Here is a 26,137-nt window from a genome sequence, read left to right as displayed (position 1 = left end):
CTTACGCCCCCGCGGCCTGGAGGTCGGCGGTCCGCCGACGCTCCGTCTCGATGACTTCCTCGACCGGAATGTGGAAGTCGCGCTTGTAGTTGAAGGTGTGGAAGATCGCGACGCCGATCACCGCGACGAACGACAGCGCCGCCAGCCACCAGATGTACCAGACCATCGCCAGACCGAAGACGGTCGACACGCCCGCGATCACGATACCGGCCCAGGTGTTGCTCGGCATATGGATCGGCTGGAAGCCTTCCGTCGGCCGGGCGTATTTGTGGCTCTTCATGTCGTACCACGCGTCCATGTCGTGAACGACGGGGGTGAACGCGAAGTTATAGTCCGGCGGGGGCGACGAGGTCGCCCATTCGAGGCTGCGGCCGTCCCACGGATCGCCGGTGACGTCGCGCAGCTTGTCGCGGTTCAGGACGCTGACGGCGATCTGGATGAGGAAGGCGGCGATGCCGACCGCGATGATCGCGGCACCCACCGCGGCGATGACGAACCAGATCTGCAGGCTCGGATCGTCGAAGTGGCGCAGGCGCCGGGTGATGCCCATCAGGCCCAGCACATAGAGCGGGGTGAAGGCGACCCAGAAGCCGACGAACCAGCACCAGAAGCTGACCAGGCCCCAGGTGCGGTCGAGCTTGAAGCCGAACGCCTTGGGGAACCAGTAGTTGATGCCGGCAAAGGTACCGAACACCACTGCGCCGATGATGACGTTGTGGAAGTGCGCCACGAGGAACAGCGAGTTGTGCAGCACGAAGTCGGCGGGCGGCACCGCGAGCAGCACGCCGGTCATGCCACCGATGGTGAAGGTCAGCATGAAGGCGATCGCCCACATCATCGGCAGTTCGTAGCGGATCCGGCCGCGATACATGGTGAACAGCCAGTTGAAGATCTTCGCACCCGTCGGGATCGAGATGATCATGGTCGTGATGCCGAAGAACGAGTTGACGCTCGCTCCCGACCCCATGGTGAAGAAGTGGTGCAGCCAAACCAGGTACGACAGGATGGTGATGACCAGCAGCGCGTAGACCATCGACGTATAGCCGAACAGCCGCTTGCTAGAGAAGGTTGAGACGACTTCGGAGAACACGCCGAACACCGGCAGCACCAGGATGTAGACCTCCGGGTGGCCCCAGATCCAGATCATGTTCACATACATCATCGGGTTGCCGCCCAATGTGTTGGTGAAGAAGTTGGTGCCGACATAGCGGTCGAGCGACAGCATGGCGAGCACGGCGGTCAGGACCGGGAAGGCGGCGACGATCAGGATGTTGGTGACCAGCGCCGACCAGGTGAAGATCGGCATCTTCATCAGGCCCATGCCCGGCGCACGCATCTTGACGATGGTCGCGATCAGGTTGACGCCCGACAACAATGTCCCGACGCCCGCCAACTGGAGCGCCCAGATATAATAGTCGACGCCCACGTCGGGCGAGTAGTCCAGCCCCGATAGCGGCGCGAACGCCAGCCAGCCGGTGCGGGCGAATTCGCCGACGAACAGGCTGGCCATCACGATCACGACGCCCGACGCGGTCATCCAGAAGCTGAAATTGTTCAGGAACGGGAAGGACACGTCGCGCGCGCCGATCTGCAGCGGAACGATATAGTTCATCAGACCGGTGACGAACGGCATCGCCACGAAGAAGATCATGATGACGCCGTGGGCGGTGAACACCTGATCATAGTGATGGGCGTTCAGGAACCCTTCGTTCTGTCCGAAGGCGATCGCCTGCTGGCTGCGCATCATGATCGCGTCGGCAAAGCCGCGCAGCAGCATGACGATGCCGAGGATCATGTACATGATCCCGATCTTCTTGTGATCGACCGTGGTGAACCACTCTTTCCAGAGATAGCCCCAGAGTTTGAAATAGGTCAGCGCCGCCAACACCGCCGCGCCGCCGATGGCGACCGCAATGAAGGTCATGACGATGATCGGTTCGTGGATCGGGAAGCTTTCGATCGTCAGGCGACCGAAGATCAGCTTGTTAAGGGTATCGGACATGATCTGGTTCTCAGCCTAGCGCCGGGGCGCGGCGGCCCGGCATCGCAGGCGTTGCGTTGCGGGTCATGTTGCGGTTGGCGTCGCTTCCGGGATCGGTAGCGCCGGGGGCGGCCGACGATCCCTGCGGTGCGTCGCCGCTGCTGTGCGGGCTGACGCCATATTCGGACGGGGCCTTTTCCAGTGCGCCCTTGGTGCGTTCGCCTTGCTGGGGCAGGCGGCTGTTGACCGCCGAGCCATGGCCGCCGCCATGCTGCATGCTTTCGGTCATGCACGGCGTGCCGGGCTTCACGCACATCTGGACGATGCGCGTGAACAGGCCCTGTTCGATCCCGCCAAAGCCCATGGGCGGCACCTTTTCGCTCGGCTTTTCGAGTTCGAGATAGCGCGCGGTGTCGAGCCGGTTCGGCATCGCCTTCACCCCTGCGACGAACTTGTCGAAGCCGGCGGTGTCGGTGCTGGTGGTCTTGAAGTTCATATAGGAGAAGCCGGCGCCGCTATAATGTGCCGACATGCCCTCGAACGTGCCAGGCTTGTTCAGCACCGCATGCAGTTTCGTCTCCATGCCGGGCATGGTGTAAATCATGCCGGCCATGGCGGGGACGTAGAAGGTGTTCATCACCGACGACGACGACAGGCGGAAGCTGACCTGGCGATCGACCGGCAGGACCAGCCGGTTGACGGTGGCAATGCCCTGTTCCGGATAGATGAACAGCCATTTCCAGTCGAGCGAGACGACCTGGATCTCCAGCGGCTTCTGATTCTCCGGGACCGGTTTTCCCGACGAAATCTGACCGATCGGCCGATAGGGGTCGAGCAGATGGGTGCTGATCCACGTCAGCGCGCCCAGCGCGATGACGATCAGCAGGGGACCCGACCAGATGACAAGTTCGAGCGCGGTCGAATGGTCCCAGTTCGGCTTGTACGTCGCCTTTTCATTCGACGCGCGGTATTTCCACGCGAACCAGACGGTCAGCGCCATCACCGGGATGATGATGAGCAGCATGAGGCCGACCGAGATCATCAGGACGTCGGCTTGCTGGCGCGCGACGTCGCCGGCGGGATTGAGCACGACCATGTCGCACCCGCCGACAAGCGGCAGGGCCGCGAGAGGCAGGAGCGAACGCAGTGGCCGGTGCCACGGAAGCGAGCGGGGCAGGATCATGCGCGCGACCTATGCCGACCGATGCTGCACTGCGATAGGACATTTTGTCCTATCCCCGCGTTTGGTGCATTGCGATAACGGGCGCACATTCAGTCTACCCGCGCGCCCATCCGCGCAACGTTTGGAGTCCCTATGGCCGAGGCCTTCGTCCATTCCCGCGAGATCGAGGCCGACGCCCGGGCGGTCAACACGTCCCCCAATGGCGAAGCGCAGATCAGCGTCCAGTCGGAAGAGATCGCGATCGGCGTCATCATCGGCCGTACGTCGGAATTCTTCGACTTCTTCGTCTATGCGATCGCGTCGGTGATCGTGTTCCCGCAGCTCGTTTTCCCCTATGTCGACCGGCTGACCGGCACGCTTTATTCCTTCGCGCTGTTTCCGCTGGCGTTTTTCGCCCGTCCGCTCGGCACGCTGCTGTTCATGTGGATCGACCGGCGGCACGGGCGCGGGACGAAGCTGACCATCGCCTTGTTCCTGCTCGGCACCGCGACGGTGGCGATGGGCTTCCTGCCCAGCTATGCGCAGGCCGGTGCATGGTCGGCGATCCTGCTGGCGACGCTTCGTATCCTTCAGGGGATCGCGCTGGGCGGCGCATGGGACGGTCTGGCCTCGCTGCTGGCGCTGAACGTGCCGCAGGACCGTCGTGGCTGGTATGCGATGATCCCGCAGCTCGGCGCCCCGCTCGGCCTGATGGTGGCCAGCGCGCTGTTCGCGTTCTTCACCGCCTATATGAGCTCGGAGGACTTTATCAGCTGGGGCTGGCGCTATCCGTTCTTCGTCGCGTTCGCGCTGAACGTCGTCGCGCTGTTCGCCCGGCTGCGCATCGTCGTCACGCCGGAATATACCGCGCTGTTCGAGAACCGCGAGCTGAAGGCGTCGCCGGTGCTGCCGACCGTCGGCCGCGAATGGAAGACGATCGCGATCGGGGCGCTGGTGCCGCTCGCCAGCTTCGCGCTGTTCCACATGGTCACCGTGTTTCCGCTGTCGTGGATCCTGCTGTTCACCGAACAGGAGATCGCCCGCTTCCTGTGGATCGAGACCGCCTGCGCGATCTTCTTCATCTTCGCGATCATCATCTCGGGCGTGCTCGCCGACCATGTCGGTCGCCGGACGCTGCTGGGCATCGGCGCGGTCGCGATCGCGCTGTTCTCCGGCCTTGCGCCGTTGCTGCTGAACGGCGGCGATGCCGGTGAAATCGCCTTCATGATCACCGGCTTCATCCTGCTCGGCCTGTCGTTCGGCCAGTCGTCGGGGACCGTCGCGTCGAACTTCGCCAAAGATTCGCGCTATACCGGCGCGGCACTCACGTCGGACCTCGCCTGGCTGTTCGGTGCGGGCTTCGCGCCGCTGGTCGCATTGGCGCTGGCCGACAAGCTCGGGCTGATCGCGTCGGGCCTGTACCTGTTGTCGGGTGCGCTCGGCACGCTGGCGGCACTGGCGCTCAATAAGGAACTGGCGCGCCGGCTCGATTGAGCGACATGCTACGTTGGCTGGTGGCGGCGCTTGCGCTGGTGGTGGGAAATCCCGCTGCGGCGCAGGACGCCGCCACCGTCGTTTCTGCCGATGCCGCATTGGCGCAGGATGCCGCCGAAGTCGCGCGGATCCGGGGTATCGATCCGGCCGCGGCGCTCATTCTGCTCCGCAAGCAAATCGCCAGCATTGCGGCAACCGACTGGATCGAGGGGCGCTATCGCGACCGGCTGGCGGGCATCGCCATCGAGCCGGACGGTGCGGTCTCGGTGCTGCTGACCGGCAACCGGCCGGTCGCCGATGCCCAAATCGGCGCAGGCGAGCTGACCGTGCCGGTCCGTTTCCGCATCGGTGCCCGGTCGACGCGAATCGAACTGCTCGACGCGCTGAACCGGCATCAGGCGGCCATCCGGGCGATGCTCACCAGGCCGCCGGCGATCGGCATTGATGCGCGACGGGGGGCGTTGCTGATCCAGATCGGTGCTGCCGATGCCGGGGGCGACGTCGCCGCATTGCGGCGGCGACTGGCCGACCTGACCGGGGTGCCGATCCGTGTTGCCACGACCGGGCGGCCCGATCTGGATCTGGCAGGCGAGGTGATCGGCGGATCGCGACTGATCGGGCCCGATCCGACCAATGGTCGCCGCTATTATTGCACGACCGGTTTCGTCGTGACCGATGGCGTGCGGACCGGCATCGTCACCGCCGCCCATTGTCCCGATCAACTCGATCATATCGCGCCCGACCGATCGGTGACGCCGACGACCTTTGTCGGGCAATGGGGCTGGGGCTTCCATGACGTACAGGTCAACGCGACGCCTGATGCCGTCCGTCCGCTATTTTATGCCGACGCGGCGCGGACGCAAATCCGCACCGTCGAGGCACAGCGCAGTCGAGCAAGTACGCGCGTCGGCGACATCGTCTGCCATCGCGGTGAGAGCAGCGGTTACAGCTGTGCCGAGGTGATGATGACCGACTTCGCTCCGTCGGGCGATCTGTGCGGTGGACCATGCCTGCCAACCTGGGTCGCGGTTGCCGGGCCGGGGTGCCGTGGGGGCGACAGCGGCGGCCCGGTGTTCCTCGGTAATACTGCGGTCGGGCTGCTGAAGGGCGGCAGCTATCGACCCGATGGGTCTTGCGTCTTCTATTATTATATGTCGCTGGACTTTTTGCCCGATGGCTGGCGGCTGTTGATCGCGCCGCCGCTTGCTCCACTGTCTGCGTCGACGAACTGACTTCACATCGCTCTCGCTGCTCCCCAAGTCGGCGGCGATGACTGAAGCTATACCCGCCGCCACGTTGATTGTCCTGCGCGATCGGCCAGAGGGTCCGCCCGATATCCTGATGGTCGAACGTGCGGCGGCGATGGCGTTTGCCGGCGGAGCACTGGTGTTCCCCGGCGGGCGGATCGACGCCGGGGACTATGCGTTGGCATTGGCGATGGGCGACGATCATCTGGCTCCGCGGCTGGCGGCGATTCGCGAGACGATAGAAGAAGCCGGAATCGCGATTGGAATCGACGGTGATGTCGAATCGATGCGGCGCGCACTGGCCGGTGGTGCTACCCTGTCGGAACTGGGACCGGTCGATCCGACGCCACTGGTCCCCTATGCCCGGTGGCGGCCCGATCATGTGCCGGTGCGGGTGTTCGATACGCATTTCTTCCTCGCCCGTCCGCCCGAAACGGCAGCCGAGGCGCGGGTCGATGCGACCGAGAACAGCCGGGTGATGTGGACGACGGCCGCAGACGCGCTGACGGCGGCGGACCGGGGCGAGGCGACCTTGCTGTTTCCGACCCGCCGCGTGCTTGAGCGACTGGCCGAACATTGCGACAGCAATGCCGCATTCGCTTCGGCGGCGCGCTGGCCGGTGCGGACGATCACGCCGTGGGTCGAAACGCGCGGCGATGGCGACTGGATCTGCATCCCCGACGATCTCGGCTATCCGGTTACCGCCGAACCGGCGTCGCGCGCGGTGCGCGGGTGACGGCGCTATCGGCGGGCATACGCCTGGCCGTCTGGCTTGCCATCCTCGCCGCGATCGCGTTCGCCCTATATGCCTTTGCGCGCAGCCGTCCGCAGGATGTACCCTGGACCCCGCTGGACCTGTCGCAACCGATCGGCATGTTCACGCGCGGCAAGATCGGCGATCTGCGCGGCGATTTCGCGGGGTGCCGGTCGCTGCTCGATGCCGCCGGTGTGCGCTATACCGTGCTGCCGCCGCGCGAAGGGTCGGCACAATGCGGCTATGACGATGCGGTGCGGATGCGTGGCGGCGGATCGCGCACCATCGCCATTACCCCCGATGTCGGCGTGTCGTGCCGCGTCGCGACCGGCATGGCGCTATGGGAGTGGCAGGTCGTGCAGCCCGCCGCGCAGAAGCATTTCGGCACGTCGGTCGCGCGTATCCAGAATTTCGGCAGTTACAACTGCCGCCGTCTGTACGGGCGCGACACCGGCGCGTTCAGCGAGCATGCAACGGCGAACGCGCTGGATATTGCCGCCTTCGTCCTCGATGATGGTCGCCGGATCAGCGTCGTCGGCGACTGGACGGCGGGGCGGGGGCGTGACGACGCGGCGAAGGCGGCGTTCCTGCGCGAGGTGCGCGACGGGGCGTGCGGCGTGTTCTCGACGGTCCTGTCCCCCGATTACAACGCCGCGCACCGCGACCATTTTCACTTCGATCAGGCGGCGCGCGGTTTCGGCGGGGCATGTCGCTGACCCCGCCGACCGGTCAGTGCATCGGTGCGCCGGCTTCGACCTTTTCGACCCATGCCGGATAGAAGGCCGGTTGCCGCAGTGACCAGCCCGAGGCGGTTGCCGCGGCTTCACTGAGCGACTGGAGCAGCTTGCGGCGCAATTCCGGGTGCAGATGCGGCAGCGCCGCCGAAGCGCAGAAGGCGGCGGGTAGCCAAGGCCGCGCCTCCGCCCCGACCAACCGTTCGTAGAGGAAGCGATAGGCGCCGAAGGTCGTCAGCCGCCCTTGTCCCAGATCGAAGGCGGTGACCATCAGCAGCGGGGTCATGAACGGCTCGGTCGCGTCGAGCCCGCTGTCTTCCGGGATGCAGGCGCGAATGTCGGGCAGGCGGTCGTAGATGCGTGCCTGGGCGCGGATGCTGGCCGCTTCCACCACGTCACGCGACCAGCGGCGCATTGCGTCGTCACGATCGAGACCGATGTCGAGCGAGCGGCGGATGTAGCGCTGCGTCGCCGCCGAGAACGTCGCGAATTCCTTCATTTCGGCCAGCGTCATCGCCCCTTCGGCTGGTCTGCGTGCAATCGCCATCTTCAACTCCCCGCCCAAATTGCCAACGACCGGATGTTACGCGGAAACGGTTAACAGCTTGCTGAACGAACGTGGCGGAACCCGGTCGACGACACATCCGATCATGTCGGGTGCTGCATTGCAACATCAATGTCATGCGGTTCGTCGCATCGTCCGGGACCGGACGAATGTTGGTTCGGGGCATGGAAAAAGGCGCGAACGATCGGCAGGGGTCGGTTCATCCGCCAGTCATCGCCGCGCGAACACGCTTCGTCGGAATTGGTTCCCGATCGGCCGGGCATGGGGTTTTCGTGCGCGGAAAACCCTGCTTCATGCCGCCCAAGACATTCGTGGGGCCGTGGGGGTCAGATGAATTTTGGTGCTTTGGCAGCGCGTTTTGCGCTGGTGGTTTCGTGCGCTCTGACGATGGTGGCTCCGGCACAGGCCCGGTTCTGGCAATGCGCCCCCTATGCCCGCGAAATCTCGGGCGTCGAGATTTTCGGCAACGCCCATACCTGGTGGAGCCAGGCCGCCGGCAAGTATGAACGCGGCCATGCACCGAAGGAAGGTGCGGTCCTTTCGTTCGCCGCTACCTCGAAAATGCGCTTCGGCCATGTCGCGATGGTGTCGAAGGTCGTCAGCGACCGCGAGGTGCTGCTGACCCATGCCAACTGGTCGCAGCGCGGCGGGATCGAGCGGGACGTGCGCGCCGTCGACGTGTCGGCGGCGGGTGACTGGAGCGAGGTGAAGGTGTGGTTCGGTCCGCTGGGCGGGCTGGGCACCTCGGCCTATCCGACCAACGGCTTCATCTATTCGAGCCACGCGCCGGCTCCGGCCGAATTCGCCGCGCCGATGGAGATCGCCAAGGTCGATCCGCCGGCACCGGCCGGCGGCGCCAGCATCCAGCCCGCCCATGCTCGCCAAGTCGTCGCGCTCAACGACTGATCGCGGCTCCCGGTTCAGGCGGGGCGGAAGGTCATCGCCACGCCGTTCATGCAATAGCGTTTGCCGGTCGGGCGCGGTCCGTCGTCGAACACATGGCCGAGATGCCCGCCGCAGCGCGCGCACAGTACCTCGGTCCGCGTCGTCATCAGCGAGCGGTCTGTCTTCGTGACCACGGCGCCGTTGAGCGGCGCATAGAAGCTCGGCCAGCCGGTGCCGCTTTCGAACTTGGTCGTCGACGAAAATAGCGGATGACCGCAGCCGGCACAGGCGAACACGCCCTTGCGCTTCTCGCCGTTGAGCGGGCTGCTATACGGGCGCTCGGTACCTTCCTGCCGCAGGACAGTATATTGCGCCGGGGTCAGCCGCGCCTTCCACTGGGCATCGGTCAGCTTGAACGGGAAATTGGGGGCCGCTTCGCTGGTTTCGGGCGCGCAGCCGATCAGGGCGGCAAGGCCCGACAATCCGGTCAGTTCGAGCAGGCGGCGGCGATCGATCGACATGGGTAATCCTTTCGTTCGATCGATGTGGGTTTGGGGGCGGCGAGCGACAACGGGCAGGTACGCCAGCCGACCAAGCGCCACGAATTCGGTTCAAAACGGCGCGGCGTCGGTGCGGAACGCCAAGATAGGGCGACGCTTGGCCTTGCCGTAGCCGCAATTTGGGGCCATTTGGCGCATTATGCCTTTTTCGACGTTGCCCGAACCGCTATCCGCGGCGCTATCCGCGCGCGGTTATGAAGCCCCGACCGCCGTGCAGGCGGCCGTCCTGACTCCCGAAGCCGACGGGCGCGACCTGCTCGTGTCCGCACAGACCGGATCGGGCAAGACCGTTGCCTTCGGTCTCGCCATGGCGCGCGACCTGCTCGACGCCGATGACAAGATGCCCCGCGCCGGCACGCCGCTTGCACTCGCAATCGCGCCGACCCGCGAACTGGCGCTGCAGGTCGCGCGCGAATTGCTGTGGCTCTACGGTCCGACGGGTGCGCGCATCGTGTCGTGCGTCGGCGGCATGGACGCGGCACGCGAACGCCGCAACCTGTCCCACGGCGCCCATATCGTCGTCGGTACGCCGGGCCGTCTGCGCGACCATCTCGAACGCGGCGCGCTCGACCTGTCGGGGCTGAAGGTCGCGATCCTCGACGAAGCCGACGAGATGCTCGACATGGGTTTCCGCGAGGATCTCGAGGGGATTCTCGACGGTACGCCGGCCGAGCGCCGCACGCTGTTGTTCTCGGCGACGCTTGCCAAGCCGATCGTGGCGCTCGCCAAGCGCTATCAGAAGGACGCGTATCGCATCGACACGCGCGAGGCCGAGCGGGGCCATGGCGACATCAGCTATCAGGCGATGACCGTCGCGCCGAACGATATCGAGAATGCGGTCGTCAACCTGCTGCGCCTGCACGAGCCGGACACAGCCTTCCTGTTCTGTGCGACGCGCGAGGCGGTGCGCCACCTGCACGCCAATCTGGTCGAGCGCGGCTTCGATGCGGTGGCGCTGTCGGGCGAGCATTCGCAGTCGGAGCGCAACCATGCGTTGCAGGCGTTGCGCGATCGCCGCGCGCGCGTCTGCGTCGCTACCGACGTCGCCGCGCGTGGCATCGATCTGCCGTCGCTGAGCCTGGTGGTCCATGTCGAGTTGCCGCGGGATGCCGAAGCGCTTCAGCACCGTTCGGGCCGGACCGGTCGCGCGGGCAAGAAGGGCATCGCCGCGCTGATCGTGCCCTATCAGCGCCGCCGCCGGGTCGAGGGGCTGTTGCGCGATGCGAAGATCAATGCCGAATGGATCGGCGTGCCGACTCCGGATGAGATCCATGCCGCCGACCGCGAACGCCTGCTCGCCAAGCTGGCCGAGCCGGTCGAGTTTGACGAGGCCGATGTCGAGCTGGGTGCGCGCCTGCTGGCCGAAAAGACGCCGGAAGACATCGCCGCGCTCTTGGTCCGTGCCTATCGCGCCAAGCTGCCCGCGCCCGAGGAATTGTCGGCGGGTGGCGTGCCCGAGCGGCGCGAACGGCAGGAAGGGCCGCGTCCGGGGTTCGAGGACACGGTGTGGTTCCGCATGAATGTCGGTCGGCGCCACAATGCCGACCCCCGCTGGCTGCTGCCCTTGCTGTGCCGTCGCGGCCATATCACCAAGGGCGAGATCGGCGCGATCCGCATCGCCAACGACGAATCGGCCTTCGAAATCCCCAAGGCGATCGCGGCCAAGTTCATCGCGTCGGTCAAGCGGACGGCGACGCCCGACGATGACCTGATGTTCGAACAGATGTCGGGTCCGCCCGCCGCCCCCCAGCGTCGCACGACCGGTGCGCCGCCGCGGCATTCGGCCAAGCCGTATCGCGGGGGACGGCGAGGGTAAGCTGGTTTTCACGCGAAGGCGCGAAGGCGCGAAGGCGCGGAGACGCGAAGGAAGTAAGAAGGTTGGATTTTCGCGCAGAGGCGCGGAGGAGCAGAGAGGCGGTGCCCGTGGTGGTCGCTTGCCGCGCCAGCGGCCGTCATCACTCGTTGCTGCGATCCTGAAAGGCTTCGCCGGAAAGCGTTGGCGGCCCCTATCGCAACCTCTCTGCGCCTTCGCGCTTCTGCGCGAAATCTACCTTCTCCTTTTCTTTCCGCGCCTTCGCGCCTTCGCGTGAATCAATTCCTCTTTCCGAGCGTCCCGCGAACCCCAACCCGTTGCGCCATCCGCTCAAAAGGCGTATGGCGCGCCGGTTCGACGAGCACAGACTCGCGTAGGCCGGATGCTCGCGCGTCCTTTCCGCACAGCCGGGGCAAGCCTTTCGTGACGACATGGTCGTGGAATGCCGCGTGTCGTATTCGGCGCGCGCGGCAATGCCGGTCAAAGACCGCCGGAGACAACCGGCCGGCCGGAAACAGATACGTTTAGGAACCAAGATTTATATGGCCAGCATGGCAAATCCCACCCGTGACGATTTTGCGTCGATGCTCGACGACATGTTCGGTGCTTCGGAAAGCTTCGAGGGCCGCGTGGTCATCGGCACCGTCACCGGCATCGAAAACGACCTCGCCGTCATCGACGTCGGCCTGAAGTCGGAAGGCCGCGTGCCGCTGCGTGAATTCGCCGCGCCGGGCCAGAAGGCCGATCTGAAGGTCGGTGACGAAGTCGAAGTCTATGTCGACCGCGTCGAGAATGCGAACGGCGAAGCGATGCTGAGCCGCGACCGCGCCCGTCGCGAAGCGGCGTGGGACAAGCTGGAAACCGAATTCGCCAAGACCGCGCGCGTCGAAGGCGTCATCTTCGGCCGGGTCAAGGGCGGCTTCACCGTCGACCTGTCGGGCGCCGTGGCGTTCCTGCCGGGTTCGCAGGTCGATATCCGTCCGGTGCGTGACGTCACCCCGCTGATGGACATCCCGCAGCCGTTCCAGATCCTGAAGATGGACCGCAAGCGCGGCAACATCGTCGTGTCGCGTCGCGCCGTGCTGGAAGAAACCCGCGCCGAGCAGCGTTCGGGCCTGATCCAGTCGCTGGCCGAAGGTCAGGTGATCGACGGCGTGGTCAAGAACATCACCGATTACGGTGCGTTCGTCGACCTGGGCGGCATCGACGGCCTGCTGCACGTCACCGACCTGTCGTACAAGCGCGTCGGTCACCCGTCGGAAGTGCTGAACATCGGCGACACCGTCCGCGTTCAGATCATCCGCATCAACCGCGACACGCAGCGCATCTCGCTCGGCATGAAGCAGCTTGAGAGCGATCCGTGGGATGGCGCCGGTGCCAAGTATCCGGTCGGAGCGAAGCTGTCGGGCCGCGTCACGAACATCACCGAATATGGTGCGTTCGTCGAACTGGAGCCGGGCATCGAAGGTCTGGTCCACGTTTCGGAAATGAGCTGGACCAAGAAGAACGTCCATCCGGGCAAGATCGTGTCGACCAGCCAGGAAGTCGACGTGATCGTCCTCGAGGTCGACCAGGACAAGCGTCGCATCTCGCTGGGCCTCAAGCAGGCACAGGCCAATCCGTGGGAGAAGTTCGCGGAAGATCACCCCGTCGGTTCGACCGTCGAGGGCGAAGTCAAGAACGCGACCGAATTCGGCCTGTTCATCGGCCTCGACGGCGACGTCGACGGCATGGTCCACATGTCGGACATCGCCTGGGGCATTTCGGGCGAGGACGCGCTCAACCTGCACCGCAAGGGCGAGACGGTTCAGGCCGTCGTGCTGGCGATCGAGCCGGACAAGGAGCGTATCTCGCTCGGCATGAAGCAACTCGAGCGTGGCGGCCCGGTCGCGGCGCAGGCGGGTGATCGCCTGAACAAGAACGCGATCGTGACAGTGACCGTGCTCGAAGTCCGCGATGCGGGCCTCGAAGTGCAGCAGGGCGACGATGGCGCGACCGGCTTCATCAAGCGCACCGATCTCGGTCGCGACCGCGACGAACAGCGTCCGGAGCGTTTCCAGGTCGGCCAGAAGTTCGACGCGATGGTCACCGGCTTCGATCGTTCGAAGAAGCCGACCTTCTCGATCAAGGCGATGCAGATCGCCGAAGAGAAGCAGGCCGTTGCGCAGTACGGTTCGTCGGATTCGGGTGCGTCGCTCGGCGACATCCTTGGCGAAGCGCTGAAGGCTCGCGGCGAGCAGAAGTAAGCTTCTCCTTCCTTTACAGGACGATCGACGGGGTGCTCCAAAGCGGAGCGCCCCGTTTTTCGTTCATTCGAAAGGCGGATTGTCGTTTCAAATAAATTCAGGTTAGGCGTAAGCCGCCAGACCGGACCCGGTTTCGGCCTAGATGCTTGGAATGCCGAGGGAAAAGATGATCCGATCCGAACTGGTTCAGAAGATTGCGCAGGATAACCCCACGCTGCCGCTGCGCGATGTCGAACGGATCGTATCGACGTTCTTCGACACCATTACCGAACGCCTACGCAATGGCGGCCGGGTGGAACTGCGCGGCTTTGGCGCCTTCTCGACCCGTGCCCGCGATGCGCGCGTCGGGCGCAATCCGCGCACCGGCGAAGCGGTCGAGGTTGACGCCAAGCGCGTTCCCTATTTCAAGCCCGGCAAGGAAATGCGGGCGCGGCTGAACGTCTGATCGGACGTATCGCGGCGGGACGGGGGCAGGGCGTACCCGACGCTTCCGTCGGCTGCGATCACGGCGCATAGCGGGGCGATCCCTACCGAGGCCCGCCCCCATGACCTGCCGCCGCTTCCTGCCCATCGTCCTGTTGCTCGGCGCAGCGCCGCTCCCAGCGCAGCAGCGTGCCGCGCCGTTCGTCATCGAACAGACCGGCGAGAGCTATCCGACGGTCGACGCGGCGGTGAGCGCGGTGCGCGATGGGACGGCGACGATCCTGATCGCGCCCGGCACCTATCGCGACTGCACCGTTCAGAGCGGCGGCGACATCACCTTCCGCGCGCGGGTGCCCGGCACGGTGATCTTCGCCGGCGGCGCGTGCGAAGGCAAGGCGACCTTCGTCCTGCGCGGTCGTCGCTCGACGGTCGACGGCATCATCTTTCGCGGCATTCGCGTTCCCGACGGTAACGGCGCGGGCATCCGTACCGAGATTGGCGATCTGACCGTCACCAACTCGACCTTCCTCGACAGTCAGGAAGGGATATTGGGCGGCAACCCCGATGGGCAGCAGCGCATCACCATCGACCGCTCGACCTTTGCCGGACTGGGCCAGTGCGAGACGACCGATTGTTCGCACGCGGTCTATCTCAGCAACAATGGCACGATCGTCATCAAACGCTCGCGCTTCGAACGCGGCACCGGTGGGCATTACGTTAAGATCCGCGCGCCGCGCATCGAAATCACCGGTTCGAGCTTCGACGACAGTCGCGGCAACAAGACCAACTACATGATCGATCTGCCCGAAGGCGCGACCGGGCTGATCGCGCGCAATGTCTTCGTCCAGGGCAAGGCGAAGGAGAACTGGACCGGCTTCATCGTCGTCGGCGCGGAGAAGCGGACCTTCCCGGCCAGCGGCCTGCGCGTCGAGGACAATGACGCGCGCCTCGCACCGGGTATGACGAAAAGCCCGGCGTTCGTGGCCGACTATACCGGCGACGGCGTCGCGGTGGGCACGAACCGGCTGGGACCGGGCATCCGGACGTTCGAGAAGCGATGATCCTTTGCTAAAATCATTCGTTTTCAGTCGTATGGCGAATGGAGATGGACATGCGCAAATATGCTTATGGCTGGATCACCGTTGCGTTCTTCCTGGTATCGATCATCGGGCACTGGGTGTTCGGTTGGTACGCCTTTGTCGATGCCGCCCGTGACCATGGGCAATCGCCCCACCTGAACGCCTATCTCGTCGAAATGGGACGCGATACGTTTGAGAACTGGCAGTCCGAATTTCTGCAATTGCTATGGCAGGTCGTAGGGCTTGCCTATTTCCTCTACGCCGGGTCGCCGGCGTCGAAGGAAAATGATGATCGGATGGAAGCGAAGGTGGACCTGCTCCTCAAGCTGTCCGGCACCGAGCAGGCGACGATCGACGAACTCGATCGCCGTTACTTGCGGGTCGATGGCCATGCGAAGCCGCATGGCCATCACGTCTGATCCCGGCGGTGCCTATCGGCACGTCGTCCCATCACCCGGATCTAGGTCGAGGCAACGGCCGTCGATCTCGTTCTTCGGTACCGGCAGGCGGATGGTAGCGGCCAGCGTCGGCAGGATGTCGACGGTCTCGACACCGAACGGCTCCTCGAACCCGCCCTGGCCCTTGCGCCAGAACAGGATCGGCACGCGGCGGTCATAGTCCCAGAAGCTGCCATGCGTCGCGACCGACGTGCCGACCACCGGATGCGGGATGGTCAGCACGCGTGGCTTCATCGCGACCAGCAGGTCGCCCGAGCGTGGCGGGTAGAAGGAGGCGCGCGCGCGTTCGATCAGCGACCACGTCTCGGGCGGCGTGTTCGGTACGGTCGTCGCGAGGATCTGCGCGCGGGTGAACACCGCCTGCGTCTGCGGATGGGCGGCGAACATCGCGATCGCCTCGCGCTCGACCGCCGCCTTTTGTGCGGCGGTCAGCTTGATGTCGTACCACACATCGCCGTTGACGCCGCCGTACAGCACCGGGCCGGCGATCTTCAGTTTCTCACCGATCGCCTTGCCGATGCGTTCCACGGTGAAGTCGCCGTCAAGGCGGACGGCGTCGGGCACGGCATGCGCGGCCAGCCGCTCGCTCGCGTCGCTACCGCCATGATCGGCGGTCAGCACGACCTGATAATCGACGCCGGTCGCGTCGAGCACGCGGAAGAATTCGCCAAGGCTCTGGTCGAGCGAGGTGAGTTGCAGGCACATCTCGCTCCCTTCGGTGCCATAGCCATGGCCGACATAGTCGGTGGCCGATGCGCCGATCGAGATGATGTCGGTCTGCGGCCCCTGACCCAGCTTCATGTCCTGGATCAGCCCGGCGGCGAGCGCGAGGACGGCGGCGTCATATTCGGGCGAGCGGCGGAAATTCGCGACGTCGCCTGCAGCGCGTTCGAAGCGGCCGGTGCCGACCGTCTTGTCGCCGACCCGTACCGCGCGTGCCAGCGGCTGACAGAAGGTGGGCAGCGTCATTGGGGGCTGGGCGGTGGCGATGCGTTTGGCGACGGCGGCGTTGGCGCGGGCGACCACCGGCGGCATGGTCCGACCGGCATAGCTGACAAAGCCGTTCTTGCCGAACCACCAGAGTTCGTCGACCTTGTGCCCGCCCATCATCACCGCCGCGCGGTCCTTGCCCGCGACCGAGACGACGCGGGTGCGCGGGTCGGCGGCCTTCATCCGCTCTCCTAGCGTCGGCACCATCAGATGGGCGTCGGACACGGTATAGTCGTCGAAGGTCGAGCCGGACACGCGCTCGTCCTCGGCGCAATAGACCTTGAAGCCGGGGCGGGTGTTGCTGCGCTGGTCGACCCAGTCATTGGCGATGATGCCGGTGCGTGACGGGCGCGATCCGGTGAGGATCGTGGAATGGCCCGGGCAAGTCTCGGTCGCGGCATGGCTTTGGTAGCCGGCCGGGAACACCGCGCCCTGCATCAGCCGCGCGAACCCGCCGGTAAAGCGGCCGCGATATTCGGCGAACAGATCGGCCGAGAATTGATCGACCGAGATCGCGACGATCAGCTTGGGCGGGGTCGCCGGATAGGTCGGCGGCACGGCATCGGCGGCGGGCGCCGGCGTCGCGGTCTGGGCGAAGGCGGGGGTGACGGTCGCTAGCAACAGCGCGGCAAGGGAAACGAGACGCATCGTGTACTCCGCGGACGGTGCATCCGTCCCGAATCTCCGCTACCCCGCGTCCATGACAGCGGCAAGAATAGTGTGGCATCGAATCGCGTTGTTGCTCGTGCTGTTCGGCGCGGCGTTGCCGGCTGCGGCCCAGACGCCCGGGCAGCGCCACGTACAGATGCGGATGATCGCCGAAAGCGATACGCCCGCGGCGGGCGGCAGCGTCGCGATCGCCCTTGTATCGGTGCCCGATGCCGGCTGGCACGGCTATTGGCGCAATCCCGGCGCGGTCGGAACGCAACCCCGGCTCGACTGGACGCTGCCGGTCGGAGCGAGTGTCGGCGAGCTACGCTATCCGGTGCCCGAACGGCTGACCGTCGCCGGGATCATGAATTATGTCTATGAACGGCCATGGACGCTGCTGACCGAGTTGCGCGTCCCGGCGGGCCTGGCTCCGGGCACGAAGCTGCCGGTACGACTGGCGATCGACTATCTGGTCTGCACCCGTGAAATCTGCGTGCCGGAAAAGGCGACGCTGGCCACCGACCTGACGATCGGCGACGGCGCGATCGATCCGGCCCGGCGATCGCAGTTCGACGGTTGGCGCCGCGCGCTTCCCAAGCCGATCGGATCGCCGGCAGTCTTCCAGCCGGGCGAGCAATTCCGGTTGCGTGTACCGTTTCCGGCGGGGGTCGCGATCGGCAATGCCTATTTCTTTCCGCTGACCGAGAACGCCGTCGATTATGACGCGCCACAACGAATCGAGCGCGACGGCGACTCGATCACCGTTTCGACCAAGGGGACCGGCCGGCCGGGCGCGCTGGAAGGCGTGCTGTCGACCGGACCAGGCGAAGGCTTTCTGATCCGCGCCACGCCGGGCACCGTCGCTCCGCCTGCCGAACCGGCGCCGCTGCGCGCCGCGCTGATCGCCTTTGCCGGCGCGCTGCTGGGCGGCTTGCTGCTCAACATCATGCCCTGCGTCTTTCCGATCCTCAGCCTCAAGGCGTTGAGCCTTGCGCGATCGGGCGAGTCGGCCGCGCATGCGCGTGCCGAGGGCGTCGCCTATACCGCAGGCGCAGTGGCGATGTGCCTGTTGCTGGGCGGCGTGTTGCTCGCCATCCGTGCGGCGGGAGTGGCGGCAGGCTGGGCTTTCCAGCTGACCGATCCGCGCGTCGTGCTGCTGTTGCTGGTGCTGACAGGGGCGATCGCGCTGAACCTCGCCGGATTGTTCGAACTGCCGACGCCGCAGGTCGGCACGCGCGGCGGGCGGGGCGGGGCGTTCGCCACCGGCGCGCTGGCGGCGTTCGTCGCGACGCCCTGCACCGGGCCGTTCATGGGCGCGGCGCTGGGATCGGCGCTGGTCCTGCCGCCCGTCGCGGCGATGGCGGTGTTCGCCGGCCTCGGCTTCGGGCTGGCGCTGCCGTTCCTGCTGCTTGGCTTCGTACCCGCGCTGCGCCGTCGACTGCCGCGGCCGGGGGCGTGGATGGACGTGTTCCGCAAGATCCTGTCGGTACCGATGTTCTTGACCGCATTGGCACTGGCTTGGATTTTGGGGCGGCAGGCGGGGGTCGACGGCATGGCGTTGGGGCTCGCCGCGCTGCTGCTCGCGGCGCTCGGCCTGTGGTGGACCGGACGACGGCAGCTGCGCGGACGCGATCGGCCGTGGTGGCCGGGGCTCGCGGCGCTGTTGCTGGCGATCGGCACGACGGCGCTGGTCGAACGTGCCGCGCCGACTGGAGCCGCCCCACCCGGCATCGCCGGAGCCGAGCCGTTCAGCGAGGCGCGGCTGGCGACGCTGCGGCGACAGGGCAAGCCGGTCTTCGCCTATTTCACCGCCGACTGGTGCCTGACCTGCAAGGTCAACGAGCGTGCCGCGATCGAGACGCGGGCGGTGGCGGATGCGTTTGGCAGGGGGGGTGTCAGGGTATTGGTTGGCGATTGGACTGATGGCGACCCGGTGCTGGGCCGCTTCATCGAGGCGCACAACCGTGCCGGCGTACCGCTCTATCTTTATTATGCGCCCGGCAGTCGCGACGCACGGGTGCTGCCACAGGTACTTACGCCGGCGACCCTGACCGATTTGGTTTCCTGACGTCCGAACCGGCTTGCCAGCGTCGTTTTCGCATCGCAGCATGCGGAGAAATAACCGGCTGGCGGCGTTGGAGGACGGATGGGGCAGGCGTTCGACGAAATCTGGGGACAGGGTGGGCCGGACAATCCGCGCGACGACCTTGCGGCACTGGCACGCTGGATGCGCGAGGTGCCGTCCCATGAGTTGAAACGGCGCCTGCAATCGGCGGAGGCGACCTTTCGCCAACTGGGCATCACCTTCGCCGTATATGGCGATAGCGAGGCGGCGGAACGGATCATCCCGTTCGACATCGTGCCGCGGGTGTTCAAGGCCGATGAATGGGCGCGCCTGTCGAAGGGGCTGGTGCAGCGGACGCAGGCGATCAACGCGTTCCTCGACGATATCTATGGCGAGCGTCGCATCCTGAAGGCCGGGGTGCTGCCGCCCGACCTGATCTTCGGCAACAGCCAGTTCCGCCCCGAGATCGCCGGCATTCGCCCGCCGCATGGCGTATGGGCGCATATCTGCGGCATCGATCTGGTCAGGACCGGCCCCGACGAATTCTTCGTGCTGGAGGATAATGCCCGCACCCCGTCGGGCGTGTCGTACATGCTGGAAAATCGCGAGGCGATGATCCGGCTGTGCCCCGAACTGTTCCGCAATTTCCGGGTGGCGGCGGTCGACAGCTATCCCGACCTGCTGCTGGAAACCATGCGATCGGTCGCGCCGCCGGGAGCAGGGGCGCATCCGAATTGCGTCGTGCTGACGCCCGGCCATTTCAATTCGGCCTATTACGAACACAGCTTCCTTGCCGATTCGATGGGGATCGAACTCGTCGAGCCGGCCGACCTGGTGGTCGATGGCGATGTGGTATGGATGCAGACGATCGCCGGACGGGTGCGGGTCGACGTGATCTATCGCCGGATCGACGACGACTTCATCGATCCGGTCGTGTTCCGCCCCGATTCGCTGCTGGGTGTGCCCGGGCTGATCGCCGCCTATCGCGCGGGCAATGTCGCGCTGGTCAACGCGCCGGGCAACGGCATCGCCGATGACAAGGCGATCTACAGCTACATGCCCGAGATCGTGAAATTCTATTCGGAAAGCGAGCCGCTGCTCCCCAATGTCGAGACGTGGCGTTGTCGTGAGCCCGACGCGCTCAAATATGTCCTCGACCATCTCGACGAAGTGGTGGTGAAGCTGGTCGACGGATCGGGCGGCTATGGCATGCTGGTCGGGCCGACGGCGTCGAAGGCGGAGATCGAGGATTTCCGCCGCGCCCTGATCGCCGAGCCGCAGCGCTACATCGCGCAGCCGACGCTGGCGCTGTCGACGGTGCCGACGCTGACCGAGAAGGGACTGAGCCCCCGCCATGTCGATTTCCGCCCGTTCGTGCTGACCGGTGCGAACAAGGTGCAGGTGGTGCCGGGCGGTCTGACCCGCGTCGCGCTGAAGGAAGGATCGCTGGTCGTCAATTCCAGCCAGGGCGGCGGAACGAAGGACAGTTTCGTGCTGATGGACGATCCGCCCATGCAGACGCAGGCGATGGGCGGCATGACCCAGTCGCAGGGAGGGCGCTGAGATGGCGATGCTGTCGCGCACCGCCGCCTCGCTCTACTGGCTGGGCCGCTATGTGGAACGTGCCGATTTCCTCGCGCGACTGGTCGAGGCGACGGTGCGGCTTGATGCGCTGTCCTCGCGGCCGGCGGGCGATGCGGCCTGGGCCAGCGCTTTGGCGGTCAGCTATACCGAGGACAGTTTCGCCGCGACCGGACAGGCGGTCGGACAAGGGTCGGTCGCGCGCTTCCTGACCTGCGACCGCAGCCACCCCGGATCGATCCTGTGGTGCCTCGACGCCGCGCGCAACAATGCGAAGGCGGTGCGCACGGCGCTGACCCGCGACGCATGGACCGCGATCAACCGGGCATGGATCGTCTTCAACGCGCCGCGCGGTGAAGAGGGCGAGGATATCCTCAACCTCGTCGAGGCGATCAAGGCCGAGGCGCGCGGGTTCGAGGGCGCGGTGCAGCGCATGATGAAGAATGAGGCGACGTGGTTCGTGCAGCTCGGCGCGGCGATCGAGCGCGCCGACAACACCGCGCGGCTGATCGACGTGAAATATCACCTGCTGCTGCCCGAAGGGGAGCGGATCGGCGGTGCGATCGACCGGGATCAATGGACCACCATCCTGCAGACCGTGTCGGCGGTCACCGCGTATCGCTGGCTGTACAGCGACGGGCTGAAACCGGCGAGCGTCATCGAATTGCTGCTGTCGCGCGGCGAAGTGCCGCGCAGTCTGGCGGCGTGCGTCGATGAAACGGTCGAGATGCTGAACATGCTCGGCAAGCGCACCGGGTTTCAGGGAGAGGCCGACCGTATGGCCCGCGCACGCCTCGCCCGGATGCAGAAGACGCGCGCGCACGAGGTGATCGTCAGCGGGCTGCACGAATATCTGACCGCCTTCATCCGGGAGAATGCGATGCTCGACGCCGCGATTGCCCGCCAGTTCCGCTTCATCTGATGCGGCTGTCGGTCCAACATGAGACGCGGTATCGCTTCACCGAACCGCAGGCGCGCATCGTCCAGCTGCTGCGCCTTTTCCCCGGCGACACCAGCCACCAAACGGTGGTCAACTGGCGGATCGACGTCGATTGCGACGCGCGGTTGCGCGAAAGCATCGATGGCTACGGCAATCTGACGCGGATGCTTTATGCCGAGGGGCCGGTCGAGACGCTGTGCCTGACCGTCACCGGCGAAGCGTTGCTGAGCGAGAGCGATGGTCCGATCGAGGCGACGGACGAACCGTTTCCCCCTGAACTGTTCCGACGGGTGACGCCCTTGACCCAGGCCGATGATGCGATCGCTTCGTTGGCCACGGGCAGCGACCTGGCGGGGATGACCGCGCTGGCGGCGGCGATCCACGACCGCTGGCCACTCGACCGCCGGCCGACTCCGGCGATCCGCAGTGCGATCGAGGCGGCCGCCGACGACCGGGTGTCGCCGCGCGACATGGCCCAGATCTTCGTCGCCGCCGCGCGGGCGAAGGGCGTGCCGGCGCGCTATGTGTCGGGATACAGCCTGTCGGGCGACGATGAACGCCGCACGCTTGCGCCGCATGCCTGGGCGGAGGCGCATGTCGCGGGCGGCTGGTTTGCGTTCGATCCGGCGGTCGGCGGGCGTTCGGGCCTCGACCATATCCGCGTCGCGGTGGCGCTCGACGCGGCAGGCGCCGCGCCGATTGCCGGTGTGCGCATGGGCGCCGGCGAAGAGGCGCTCGACGTCGATGTGCACGTCGAAGGGAGCGAGCAGGCGTAACCTAAATCCTCCCCGGCACGGGGAGGGGGACCGCTCGCGCCAGCGAGGGGTGAAGGGGGATCGCCGCGAACGTAGCGCCTGCGGAAGCCCCCCTCCACCAGCTTCGCTGTTCCCCTCCCCGTGCCGGGGAGGATTGGAGCCTTACGCTTCGAAGCCTTTGTAGTTCTTCAGTTCGTCGCCCACGATCTGCACGACATGCAGCACGTTGGTCGATCCCGGCGTCCCGAACGGCACGCCCGCGCAGACCACCACCCGGTCGCCGGCCTTGGCGATATTGTGGCGCAGGATCATGCGCTTCGCCTTGGCGACCATCTCCTCGAACGACGCGACGTCGCGCGTGTGGACCGCGTGGACGCCCCAAAGCAGTCCCAGCCGCCGTGCGGTGTCGATCTGCGGGGTCAGCACCATGATCGGCACCGGCGGCCGTTCGCGTGCGATGCGGCGCGCGGTCGAACCCGACTTGGTGAAGCACAGGATCGCCTTCGCATCGACGGTCGCGGCGATGTTCTTCGCCGCTTCGGCCAGCGCGTCGGCGGTGGTCGGATCGGGGCGCAGCACGGTGAAGTGGACGCGGTCGCCATGCGCCGGGTCGCGTTCGACGGCGTGCGCGATGTCGTTCATCATCGTGACCGATTCGACCGGCCAGCTGCCCGCCGCGCTTTCCGCCGACAGCATGATCGCATCGGCACCGTCATAGACGGCGGTCGCCACGTCCGACACCTCGGCACGGGTCGGCGAGGGCGAGGTGATCATCGATTCGAGCATCTGCGTCGCGACGACCACCGGACGGCCGAGGCGGCGGGCGGTCTCGACGATGCGCTTTTGCAGCGGCGGCACCGATTGCGGCGGCAGTTCGACGCCGAGGTCGCCACGCGCGACCATCACGCCGTCGCACTGTTCGACGATCTCTTCCAGCCGGGCGACGGCGGAGGGCTTCTCGATCTTGGCGAGCAGCGCCGCCTTGCCCTCGATCAGCTTGCGCGCCTCCGCCAGATCCTCGGGGCGCTGCACGAACGACAGCGCGATCCAGTCGACGCCCTGTTCGACCGCGAAGTGCAGGTCGGAAATGTCCTTGGGCGTCAGCGCGGCCATCGGCAGCACGACGTCGGGCACGTTCAGCCCCTTGGAATTGGACAGCGCGCCGCCGACCACGACCTCGGTCACGATCTTGTCGTCGTCATGGTCGAGCACGCGCAGCACCAGCTTGCCGTCGTCGAGGAGCAGACGCGCGTCGCGGGCGATCGCGGCGAAGATTTCGGAATGCGGCAATTCGACGCGGGTCGCATCGCCGGGTTCGCTCGACCGGTCGAGCGTGAAGCGCTGTCCGGTCTCCAGCATCACCCGCCCCTCGGCGAAGCGACCGACGCGCAGCTTCGGCCCCTGAAGGTCGGCGAGGATCGTGGTCGGGCGGCCATATTGGCGCTCCAGTCCGCGAATCGCCTCGATCACCGCGACCTTCGATTGCTGATCGCCATGGCTCATATTGACCCGGAACGCGTCGGCGCCGGCCTCGAACAGCTTCGCGATCATTTCCGGCGTGTTGCTGGCGGGACCGAGCGTGGCGAGAACGCGAACCTTGCGCGAACGGGGGCTGATGGCCTTGGTCATAATCACTCTCCGGGCGTTGCGCGCCTGCCTCTAGTGCTTATTCGTAAACGATCAACCTTGGAGGCCGATGTGATGGCAACAATCGATTCAATTTCCGAGCAGGCTCAGGCTGCCGCGTTCCGCCGGCTGGTGCGCCACCTGCAACATCGCACCGATGCGCAGAATGTCGATCTGATGGGGCTGGCGGGTTTCTGTCGCAATTGCCTTGGCGACTGGCTGGGCGAAGCGGCCGGCATGTCGAAGGACGAAGGGCGCGAGGCGGTGTACGGCATGCCCTATGCGCAGTGGAAAGCGGAGCATCAGCAGCCGGCGACCCCCGAACAGATTGCGAAGATGGAGCAGAGCGTCGCGAAGAACCGCAGCGACGACGACGCGCTGGACGAAGCGCTCGACGACAGTTTCCCGGCCAGCGACCCGCCGGCGATCACCGAACCGCGCTGATCGGTTGAGGCGGGCGCGCGGATCGGCTAGGCGCGCCCGTTCACCAATTTCGTCACATCCGAGGACTGCATGACCGACAATGTTTCGGCGGAACAACTCCGCCTGCTGATCGAGCGTATCGAACGGCTGGAAGAAGAGAAGAAGGGCATCAGCGACGATATCAAGGACGTCTATGCCGAAGCCAAGTCGACCGGTTTCGACGTGAAGACGATGCGGACGATCATCCGCCTGCGCCGCATGGAAAAGCATCACCGCGACGAAGCCGACATGCTGCTCGAAACCTACAAGCAGGCACTCGGTATCTGACACCGGGCGAAGGGGGCAGGGACATGGCCAGCGTCATCCATATCGCGACCCGACTGCTGAAGGGGCATGGCGATCCGCATGGCGAGGAGGAAGCCCATGTCCTGTCCGCGATCGAACGCGGCGCGCCGATCTCGCGCGACGCGGCCGACGAATCGGACGCACGATCGACCTTCGGCGACCGGCTGGCGGACCGCGTCGCGGCGGTCGGCGGGTCGTGGGGGTTCATCATCGCCTTCATGGCGGTGCTGCTGGGCTGGATGCTGCTCAATTCCGACGTGCTGTCGCATTTCGGGCTGGCGTTCGATCCCTACCCCTACATCTTCCTGAACCTGATGCTGTCGACCCTCGCCGCGATCCAGGCGCCGGTCATCATGATGAGCCAGAACCGGCAATCGGAAAAGGACCGGCTGGCGGCGCGGCTCGACTATGAAACCAATTTGCGCGCGGAGATCGACATCCTCGCGCTGCACGCCAAGCTCGACAGCGACGTGATCGACCGGCTGGCGGCGCTGGAGGCGAAGATCGACGCGCTGGCGCAAAACGTCGCCCGGGCGTAGAGCGGGCGCAACCAATAAGAGGCACCGATGGCAGGCCATAGCAAATTCAAGAACATCATGCACCGCAAGGGTGCGCAGGATAAGAAGCGGTCGGGCATGTTTTCCAAGCTCAGCCGCGAAATCACCGTCGCGGCCAAGATGGGCCTGCCCGATCCCGACATGAACCCGCGCCTGCGCGCGGCGATCAACGCCGCCAAGGCGCAGTCGATGCCCAAGGACAATATCCAGCGCGCGGTCGACAAGGCGTCGAAGGGCGACATGGAGAATTACGAGGAAATCCGCTACGAAGGCTTCGGCCCGGCGGGGGTTTCGCTCATCATCGAGGCGCTTTCGGACAATCGCAACCGCACCGCGACCAATGTGCGCACCGCGGTGTCGAAGAATGGCGGCAATCTCGGCACCGCCGGATCGGTCAGCCATGGGTTCGACCGGGTCGGCCTGATCAACTATCCCGCCAAGGCCGGCGATGCCGAAAAGGTGTTCGAGGCGGCGTTGGAAGCCGGTGCCGAGGACGTGACGTCGAGCGAGGACGGCCACGAAATCTGGACCGCACAGGGCGACCTGCACGAAGTCGCCAAGGCGTTGGAACCGGTGCTGGGCGAGGCCGAGGGCGCCAAGCTGGCATGGCGTCCGCAGACGATGGTGTCGGTCGGCGAAGACGATGCCGCGACGCTGTTCAAGCTGCTCGACGCACTCGACGACGATGACGACGTCCAGACCGTGTGGGGCAATTACGAAGTGTCCGACGAGGTCATGGAGAAGCTGGGTTGACGAACTCGATCCTCCCCGCTCCGCGGGGAGGGGGACCAGCGAAGCTGGTG

Annotated in this window: 24 protein-coding genes; 18 read left to right on the top strand and 6 right to left on the bottom strand. The window is 65.9% G+C overall.

Annotated features, from left to right (window positions below; all coding sequences use genetic code 11):
• Position 1 precedes the first annotated feature (1 nt).
• Both cyoB and cyoA read right to left on the bottom strand, forming a co-directional pair.
• Positions 2–2,002, bottom strand: a complete 2,001-nt coding sequence (gene cyoB, locus ACZ1JS_RS10540) for a cytochrome o ubiquinol oxidase subunit I (RefSeq protein WP_465166016.1) — start codon at positions 2,000–2,002, stop codon at positions 2–4.
• Positions 2,003–2,012: 10 nt separating this feature from the next.
• Positions 2,013–3,164 (bottom strand): ubiquinol oxidase subunit II, encoded by a 1,152-nt coding sequence (gene cyoA, locus ACZ1JS_RS10535; RefSeq protein WP_465166015.1) that lies wholly within the window; start codon positions 3,162–3,164, stop codon positions 2,013–2,015.
• A gap of 132 nt (positions 3,165–3,296) precedes the next feature.
• Here cyoA and ACZ1JS_RS10530 point away from each other — a divergent pair, with 132 nt between their 5' ends.
• From ACZ1JS_RS10530 to ACZ1JS_RS10515, 4 genes are read left to right on the top strand one after another with little or no spacing between them, the layout of a single operon-like run.
• Entirely contained in the window at positions 3,297–4,637 is a 1,341-nt protein-coding gene (locus ACZ1JS_RS10530) for an MFS transporter (protein WP_465166014.1), read from the top strand.
• Positions 4,638–4,642: 5 nt separating this feature from the next.
• Positions 4,643–5,869 carry a chymotrypsin family serine protease gene (locus ACZ1JS_RS10525; protein WP_465166013.1) on the top strand — a complete coding sequence of 409 codons (1,227 nt, stop codon included), beginning with the start codon at positions 4,643–4,645 and terminating at the stop codon, positions 5,867–5,869.
• A gap of 37 nt (positions 5,870–5,906) precedes the next feature.
• Positions 5,907–6,620 (top strand): NUDIX hydrolase, encoded by a 714-nt coding sequence (locus tag ACZ1JS_RS10520; RefSeq protein WP_465166012.1) that lies wholly within the window; start codon positions 5,907–5,909, stop codon positions 6,618–6,620.
• Complete coding sequence (locus ACZ1JS_RS10515; RefSeq protein ID WP_465166011.1) at positions 6,617–7,354, top strand: extensin-like domain-containing protein; 738 nt, start codon at positions 6,617–6,619, stop codon at positions 7,352–7,354. The genes ACZ1JS_RS10520 and ACZ1JS_RS10515 overlap by 4 nt, the downstream gene beginning before the upstream one ends.
• A 13-nt stretch (positions 7,355–7,367) precedes the next feature.
• On the opposite strand, the gene ACZ1JS_RS10510 is transcribed toward ACZ1JS_RS10515, so the two are convergent.
• The gene (locus ACZ1JS_RS10510) at positions 7,368–7,919 is read right to left on the bottom strand and encodes a hypothetical protein (RefSeq protein WP_242115984.1); all 552 of its coding nucleotides are present in this window, start codon (positions 7,917–7,919) and stop codon (positions 7,368–7,370) included.
• A 348-nt stretch (positions 7,920–8,267) separates the two neighbouring features.
• On the opposite strand from ACZ1JS_RS10510, the gene ACZ1JS_RS10505 reads away from it, so the two are divergent.
• Entirely contained in the window at positions 8,268–8,843 is a 576-nt protein-coding gene (locus ACZ1JS_RS10505; RefSeq protein ID WP_465166010.1) for a CHAP domain-containing protein, read from the top strand.
• A gap of 14 nt (positions 8,844–8,857) precedes the next feature.
• Here ACZ1JS_RS10505 and msrB read toward each other — a convergent pair whose 3' ends face one another.
• Positions 8,858–9,343 carry a peptide-methionine (R)-S-oxide reductase MsrB gene (gene msrB / locus ACZ1JS_RS10500; RefSeq protein ID WP_465166009.1) on the bottom strand — a complete coding sequence of 162 codons (486 nt, stop codon included), beginning with the start codon at positions 9,341–9,343 and terminating at the stop codon, positions 8,858–8,860.
• Positions 9,344–9,521: 178 nt separating this feature from the next.
• Here msrB and ACZ1JS_RS10495 point away from each other — a divergent pair, with 178 nt between their 5' ends.
• From ACZ1JS_RS10495 to ACZ1JS_RS10475, 5 genes are all read left to right on the top strand, one after another.
• Entirely contained in the window at positions 9,522–11,198 is a 1,677-nt protein-coding gene (locus tag ACZ1JS_RS10495) for a DEAD/DEAH box helicase (protein WP_465166008.1), read from the top strand.
• Positions 11,199–11,737: 539 nt separating this feature from the next.
• Entirely contained in the window at positions 11,738–13,441 is a 1,704-nt protein-coding gene (gene rpsA, locus ACZ1JS_RS10490) for a 30S ribosomal protein S1 (protein WP_242115987.1), read from the top strand.
• A gap of 166 nt (positions 13,442–13,607) precedes the next feature.
• Complete coding sequence (locus tag ACZ1JS_RS10485; protein WP_465166007.1) at positions 13,608–13,886, top strand: integration host factor subunit beta; 279 nt, start codon at positions 13,608–13,610, stop codon at positions 13,884–13,886.
• A 100-nt stretch (positions 13,887–13,986) separates the two neighbouring features.
• The gene (locus tag ACZ1JS_RS10480) at positions 13,987–14,925 is read left to right on the top strand and encodes a right-handed parallel beta-helix repeat-containing protein (RefSeq protein WP_465166006.1); all 939 of its coding nucleotides are present in this window, start codon (positions 13,987–13,989) and stop codon (positions 14,923–14,925) included.
• 50 nt (positions 14,926–14,975) lie between these two features.
• Positions 14,976–15,362, top strand: a complete 387-nt coding sequence (locus ACZ1JS_RS10475; protein ID WP_465166005.1) for a DUF6766 family protein — start codon at positions 14,976–14,978, stop codon at positions 15,360–15,362.
• 12 nt (positions 15,363–15,374) lie between these two features.
• Here the strand turns inward: ACZ1JS_RS10475 and ACZ1JS_RS10470 are convergent, their stop codons facing one another.
• Positions 15,375–17,039, bottom strand: coding sequence for an alkaline phosphatase family protein (locus ACZ1JS_RS10470; protein WP_465166004.1), 1,665 nt, complete (start codon positions 17,037–17,039; stop codon positions 15,375–15,377).
• Between the two features lie 52 nt (positions 17,040–17,091).
• Here ACZ1JS_RS10470 and ACZ1JS_RS10465 point away from each other — a divergent pair, with 52 nt between their 5' ends.
• The 4 genes from ACZ1JS_RS10465 (at position 17,092) to ACZ1JS_RS10450 (ending at position 22,404) form a co-directional block, all read left to right on the top strand.
• Complete coding sequence (locus ACZ1JS_RS10465; RefSeq protein ID WP_465166003.1) at positions 17,092–19,110, top strand: protein-disulfide reductase DsbD family protein; 2,019 nt, start codon at positions 17,092–17,094, stop codon at positions 19,108–19,110.
• A 78-nt stretch (positions 19,111–19,188) separates the two neighbouring features.
• Positions 19,189–20,670 carry a circularly permuted type 2 ATP-grasp protein gene (locus ACZ1JS_RS10460; RefSeq protein ID WP_465166002.1) on the top strand — a complete coding sequence of 494 codons (1,482 nt, stop codon included), beginning with the start codon at positions 19,189–19,191 and terminating at the stop codon, positions 20,668–20,670.
• Positions 20,671–20,677: 7 nt separating this feature from the next.
• Positions 20,678–21,610 carry an alpha-E domain-containing protein gene (locus tag ACZ1JS_RS10455; protein WP_242116440.1) on the top strand — a complete coding sequence of 311 codons (933 nt, stop codon included), beginning with the start codon at positions 20,678–20,680 and terminating at the stop codon, positions 21,608–21,610.
• Complete coding sequence (locus ACZ1JS_RS10450; protein ID WP_465166001.1) at positions 21,610–22,404, top strand: transglutaminase family protein; 795 nt, start codon at positions 21,610–21,612, stop codon at positions 22,402–22,404. The genes ACZ1JS_RS10455 and ACZ1JS_RS10450 overlap by 1 nt, the downstream gene beginning before the upstream one ends.
• Positions 22,405–22,545: 141 nt before the next feature.
• Here the strand turns inward: ACZ1JS_RS10450 and pyk are convergent, their stop codons facing one another.
• Positions 22,546–24,012, bottom strand: a complete 1,467-nt coding sequence (pyk, locus tag ACZ1JS_RS10445; RefSeq protein ID WP_345876484.1) for a pyruvate kinase — start codon at positions 24,010–24,012, stop codon at positions 22,546–22,548.
• A 72-nt stretch (positions 24,013–24,084) separates the two neighbouring features.
• Between pyk and ACZ1JS_RS10440 the strand changes: the two genes are divergently transcribed.
• The 4 genes from ACZ1JS_RS10440 to ACZ1JS_RS10425 all read left to right on the top strand — a co-directional run bounded on the left by ACZ1JS_RS10440 (position 24,085) and on the right by ACZ1JS_RS10425 (position 26,087).
• The gene (locus ACZ1JS_RS10440; protein ID WP_465166000.1) at positions 24,085–24,453 is read left to right on the top strand and encodes a DUF1244 domain-containing protein; all 369 of its coding nucleotides are present in this window, start codon (positions 24,085–24,087) and stop codon (positions 24,451–24,453) included.
• A gap of 69 nt (positions 24,454–24,522) precedes the next feature.
• A complete protein-coding gene (locus tag ACZ1JS_RS10435; protein WP_110152188.1) occupies positions 24,523–24,759 on the top strand; it encodes a DUF2312 domain-containing protein in 237 nt (78 codons plus the stop codon).
• A gap of 23 nt (positions 24,760–24,782) precedes the next feature.
• Positions 24,783–25,316: a DUF1003 domain-containing protein gene (locus ACZ1JS_RS10430; protein WP_465165999.1), complete on the top strand. Its 534-nt coding sequence runs from the start codon at positions 24,783–24,785 to the stop codon at positions 25,314–25,316.
• A gap of 27 nt (positions 25,317–25,343) precedes the next feature.
• A complete protein-coding gene (locus ACZ1JS_RS10425; protein WP_055763231.1) occupies positions 25,344–26,087 on the top strand; it encodes a YebC/PmpR family DNA-binding transcriptional regulator in 744 nt (247 codons plus the stop codon).
• Positions 26,088–26,137 lie beyond the last annotated feature (50 nt).

Source organism: Sphingomonas sp. BL-S-05, from assembly GCF_055521695.1.
Note: the sequence above shows the minus strand (reverse complement) of the source record. Positions and strands in the feature narration are given on the sequence as shown.

Bases quoted from the DNA above. Each gene is read 5' to 3' on its own strand.
- cyoB (WP_465166016.1), bottom strand. From the start codon at position 2,002: ATGTCCGATACCCTTAACAAGCTGATCTTCGGTCGCCTGACGATCGAA.
- cyoA (WP_465166015.1), bottom strand. From the start codon at position 3,164: ATGATCCTGCCCCGCTCGCTTCCGTGGCACCGGCCACTGCGTTCGCTC.
- ACZ1JS_RS10530 (WP_465166014.1), top strand. From the start codon at position 3,297: ATGGCCGAGGCCTTCGTCCATTCCCGCGAGATCGAGGCCGACGCCCGG.
- ACZ1JS_RS10525 (WP_465166013.1), top strand. From the start codon at position 4,643: ATGCTACGTTGGCTGGTGGCGGCGCTTGCGCTGGTGGTGGGAAATCCC.
- ACZ1JS_RS10520 (WP_465166012.1), top strand. From the start codon at position 5,907: ATGACTGAAGCTATACCCGCCGCCACGTTGATTGTCCTGCGCGATCGG.
- ACZ1JS_RS10510 (WP_242115984.1), bottom strand. From the start codon at position 7,919: ATGGCGATTGCACGCAGACCAGCCGAAGGGGCGATGACGCTGGCCGAA.
- ACZ1JS_RS10505 (WP_465166010.1), top strand. From the start codon at position 8,268: ATGAATTTTGGTGCTTTGGCAGCGCGTTTTGCGCTGGTGGTTTCGTGC.
- msrB (WP_465166009.1), bottom strand. From the start codon at position 9,343: ATGTCGATCGATCGCCGCCGCCTGCTCGAACTGACCGGATTGTCGGGC.
- ACZ1JS_RS10495 (WP_465166008.1), top strand. From the start codon at position 9,522: ATGCCTTTTTCGACGTTGCCCGAACCGCTATCCGCGGCGCTATCCGCG.
- rpsA (WP_242115987.1), top strand. From the start codon at position 11,738: ATGGCCAGCATGGCAAATCCCACCCGTGACGATTTTGCGTCGATGCTC.
- ACZ1JS_RS10485 (WP_465166007.1), top strand. From the start codon at position 13,608: ATGATCCGATCCGAACTGGTTCAGAAGATTGCGCAGGATAACCCCACG.
- ACZ1JS_RS10480 (WP_465166006.1), top strand. From the start codon at position 13,987: ATGACCTGCCGCCGCTTCCTGCCCATCGTCCTGTTGCTCGGCGCAGCG.
- ACZ1JS_RS10475 (WP_465166005.1), top strand. From the start codon at position 14,976: ATGCGCAAATATGCTTATGGCTGGATCACCGTTGCGTTCTTCCTGGTA.
- ACZ1JS_RS10470 (WP_465166004.1), bottom strand. From the start codon at position 17,039: ATGCGTCTCGTTTCCCTTGCCGCGCTGTTGCTAGCGACCGTCACCCCC.
- ACZ1JS_RS10465 (WP_465166003.1), top strand. From the start codon at position 17,092: ATGACAGCGGCAAGAATAGTGTGGCATCGAATCGCGTTGTTGCTCGTG.
- ACZ1JS_RS10460 (WP_465166002.1), top strand. From the start codon at position 19,189: ATGGGGCAGGCGTTCGACGAAATCTGGGGACAGGGTGGGCCGGACAAT.
- ACZ1JS_RS10455 (WP_242116440.1), top strand. From the start codon at position 20,678: ATGCTGTCGCGCACCGCCGCCTCGCTCTACTGGCTGGGCCGCTATGTG.
- ACZ1JS_RS10450 (WP_465166001.1), top strand. From the start codon at position 21,610: ATGCGGCTGTCGGTCCAACATGAGACGCGGTATCGCTTCACCGAACCG.
- pyk (WP_345876484.1), bottom strand. From the start codon at position 24,012: ATGACCAAGGCCATCAGCCCCCGTTCGCGCAAGGTTCGCGTTCTCGCC.
- ACZ1JS_RS10440 (WP_465166000.1), top strand. From the start codon at position 24,085: ATGGCAACAATCGATTCAATTTCCGAGCAGGCTCAGGCTGCCGCGTTC.
- ACZ1JS_RS10435 (WP_110152188.1), top strand. From the start codon at position 24,523: ATGACCGACAATGTTTCGGCGGAACAACTCCGCCTGCTGATCGAGCGT.
- ACZ1JS_RS10430 (WP_465165999.1), top strand. From the start codon at position 24,783: ATGGCCAGCGTCATCCATATCGCGACCCGACTGCTGAAGGGGCATGGC.
- ACZ1JS_RS10425 (WP_055763231.1), top strand. From the start codon at position 25,344: ATGGCAGGCCATAGCAAATTCAAGAACATCATGCACCGCAAGGGTGCG.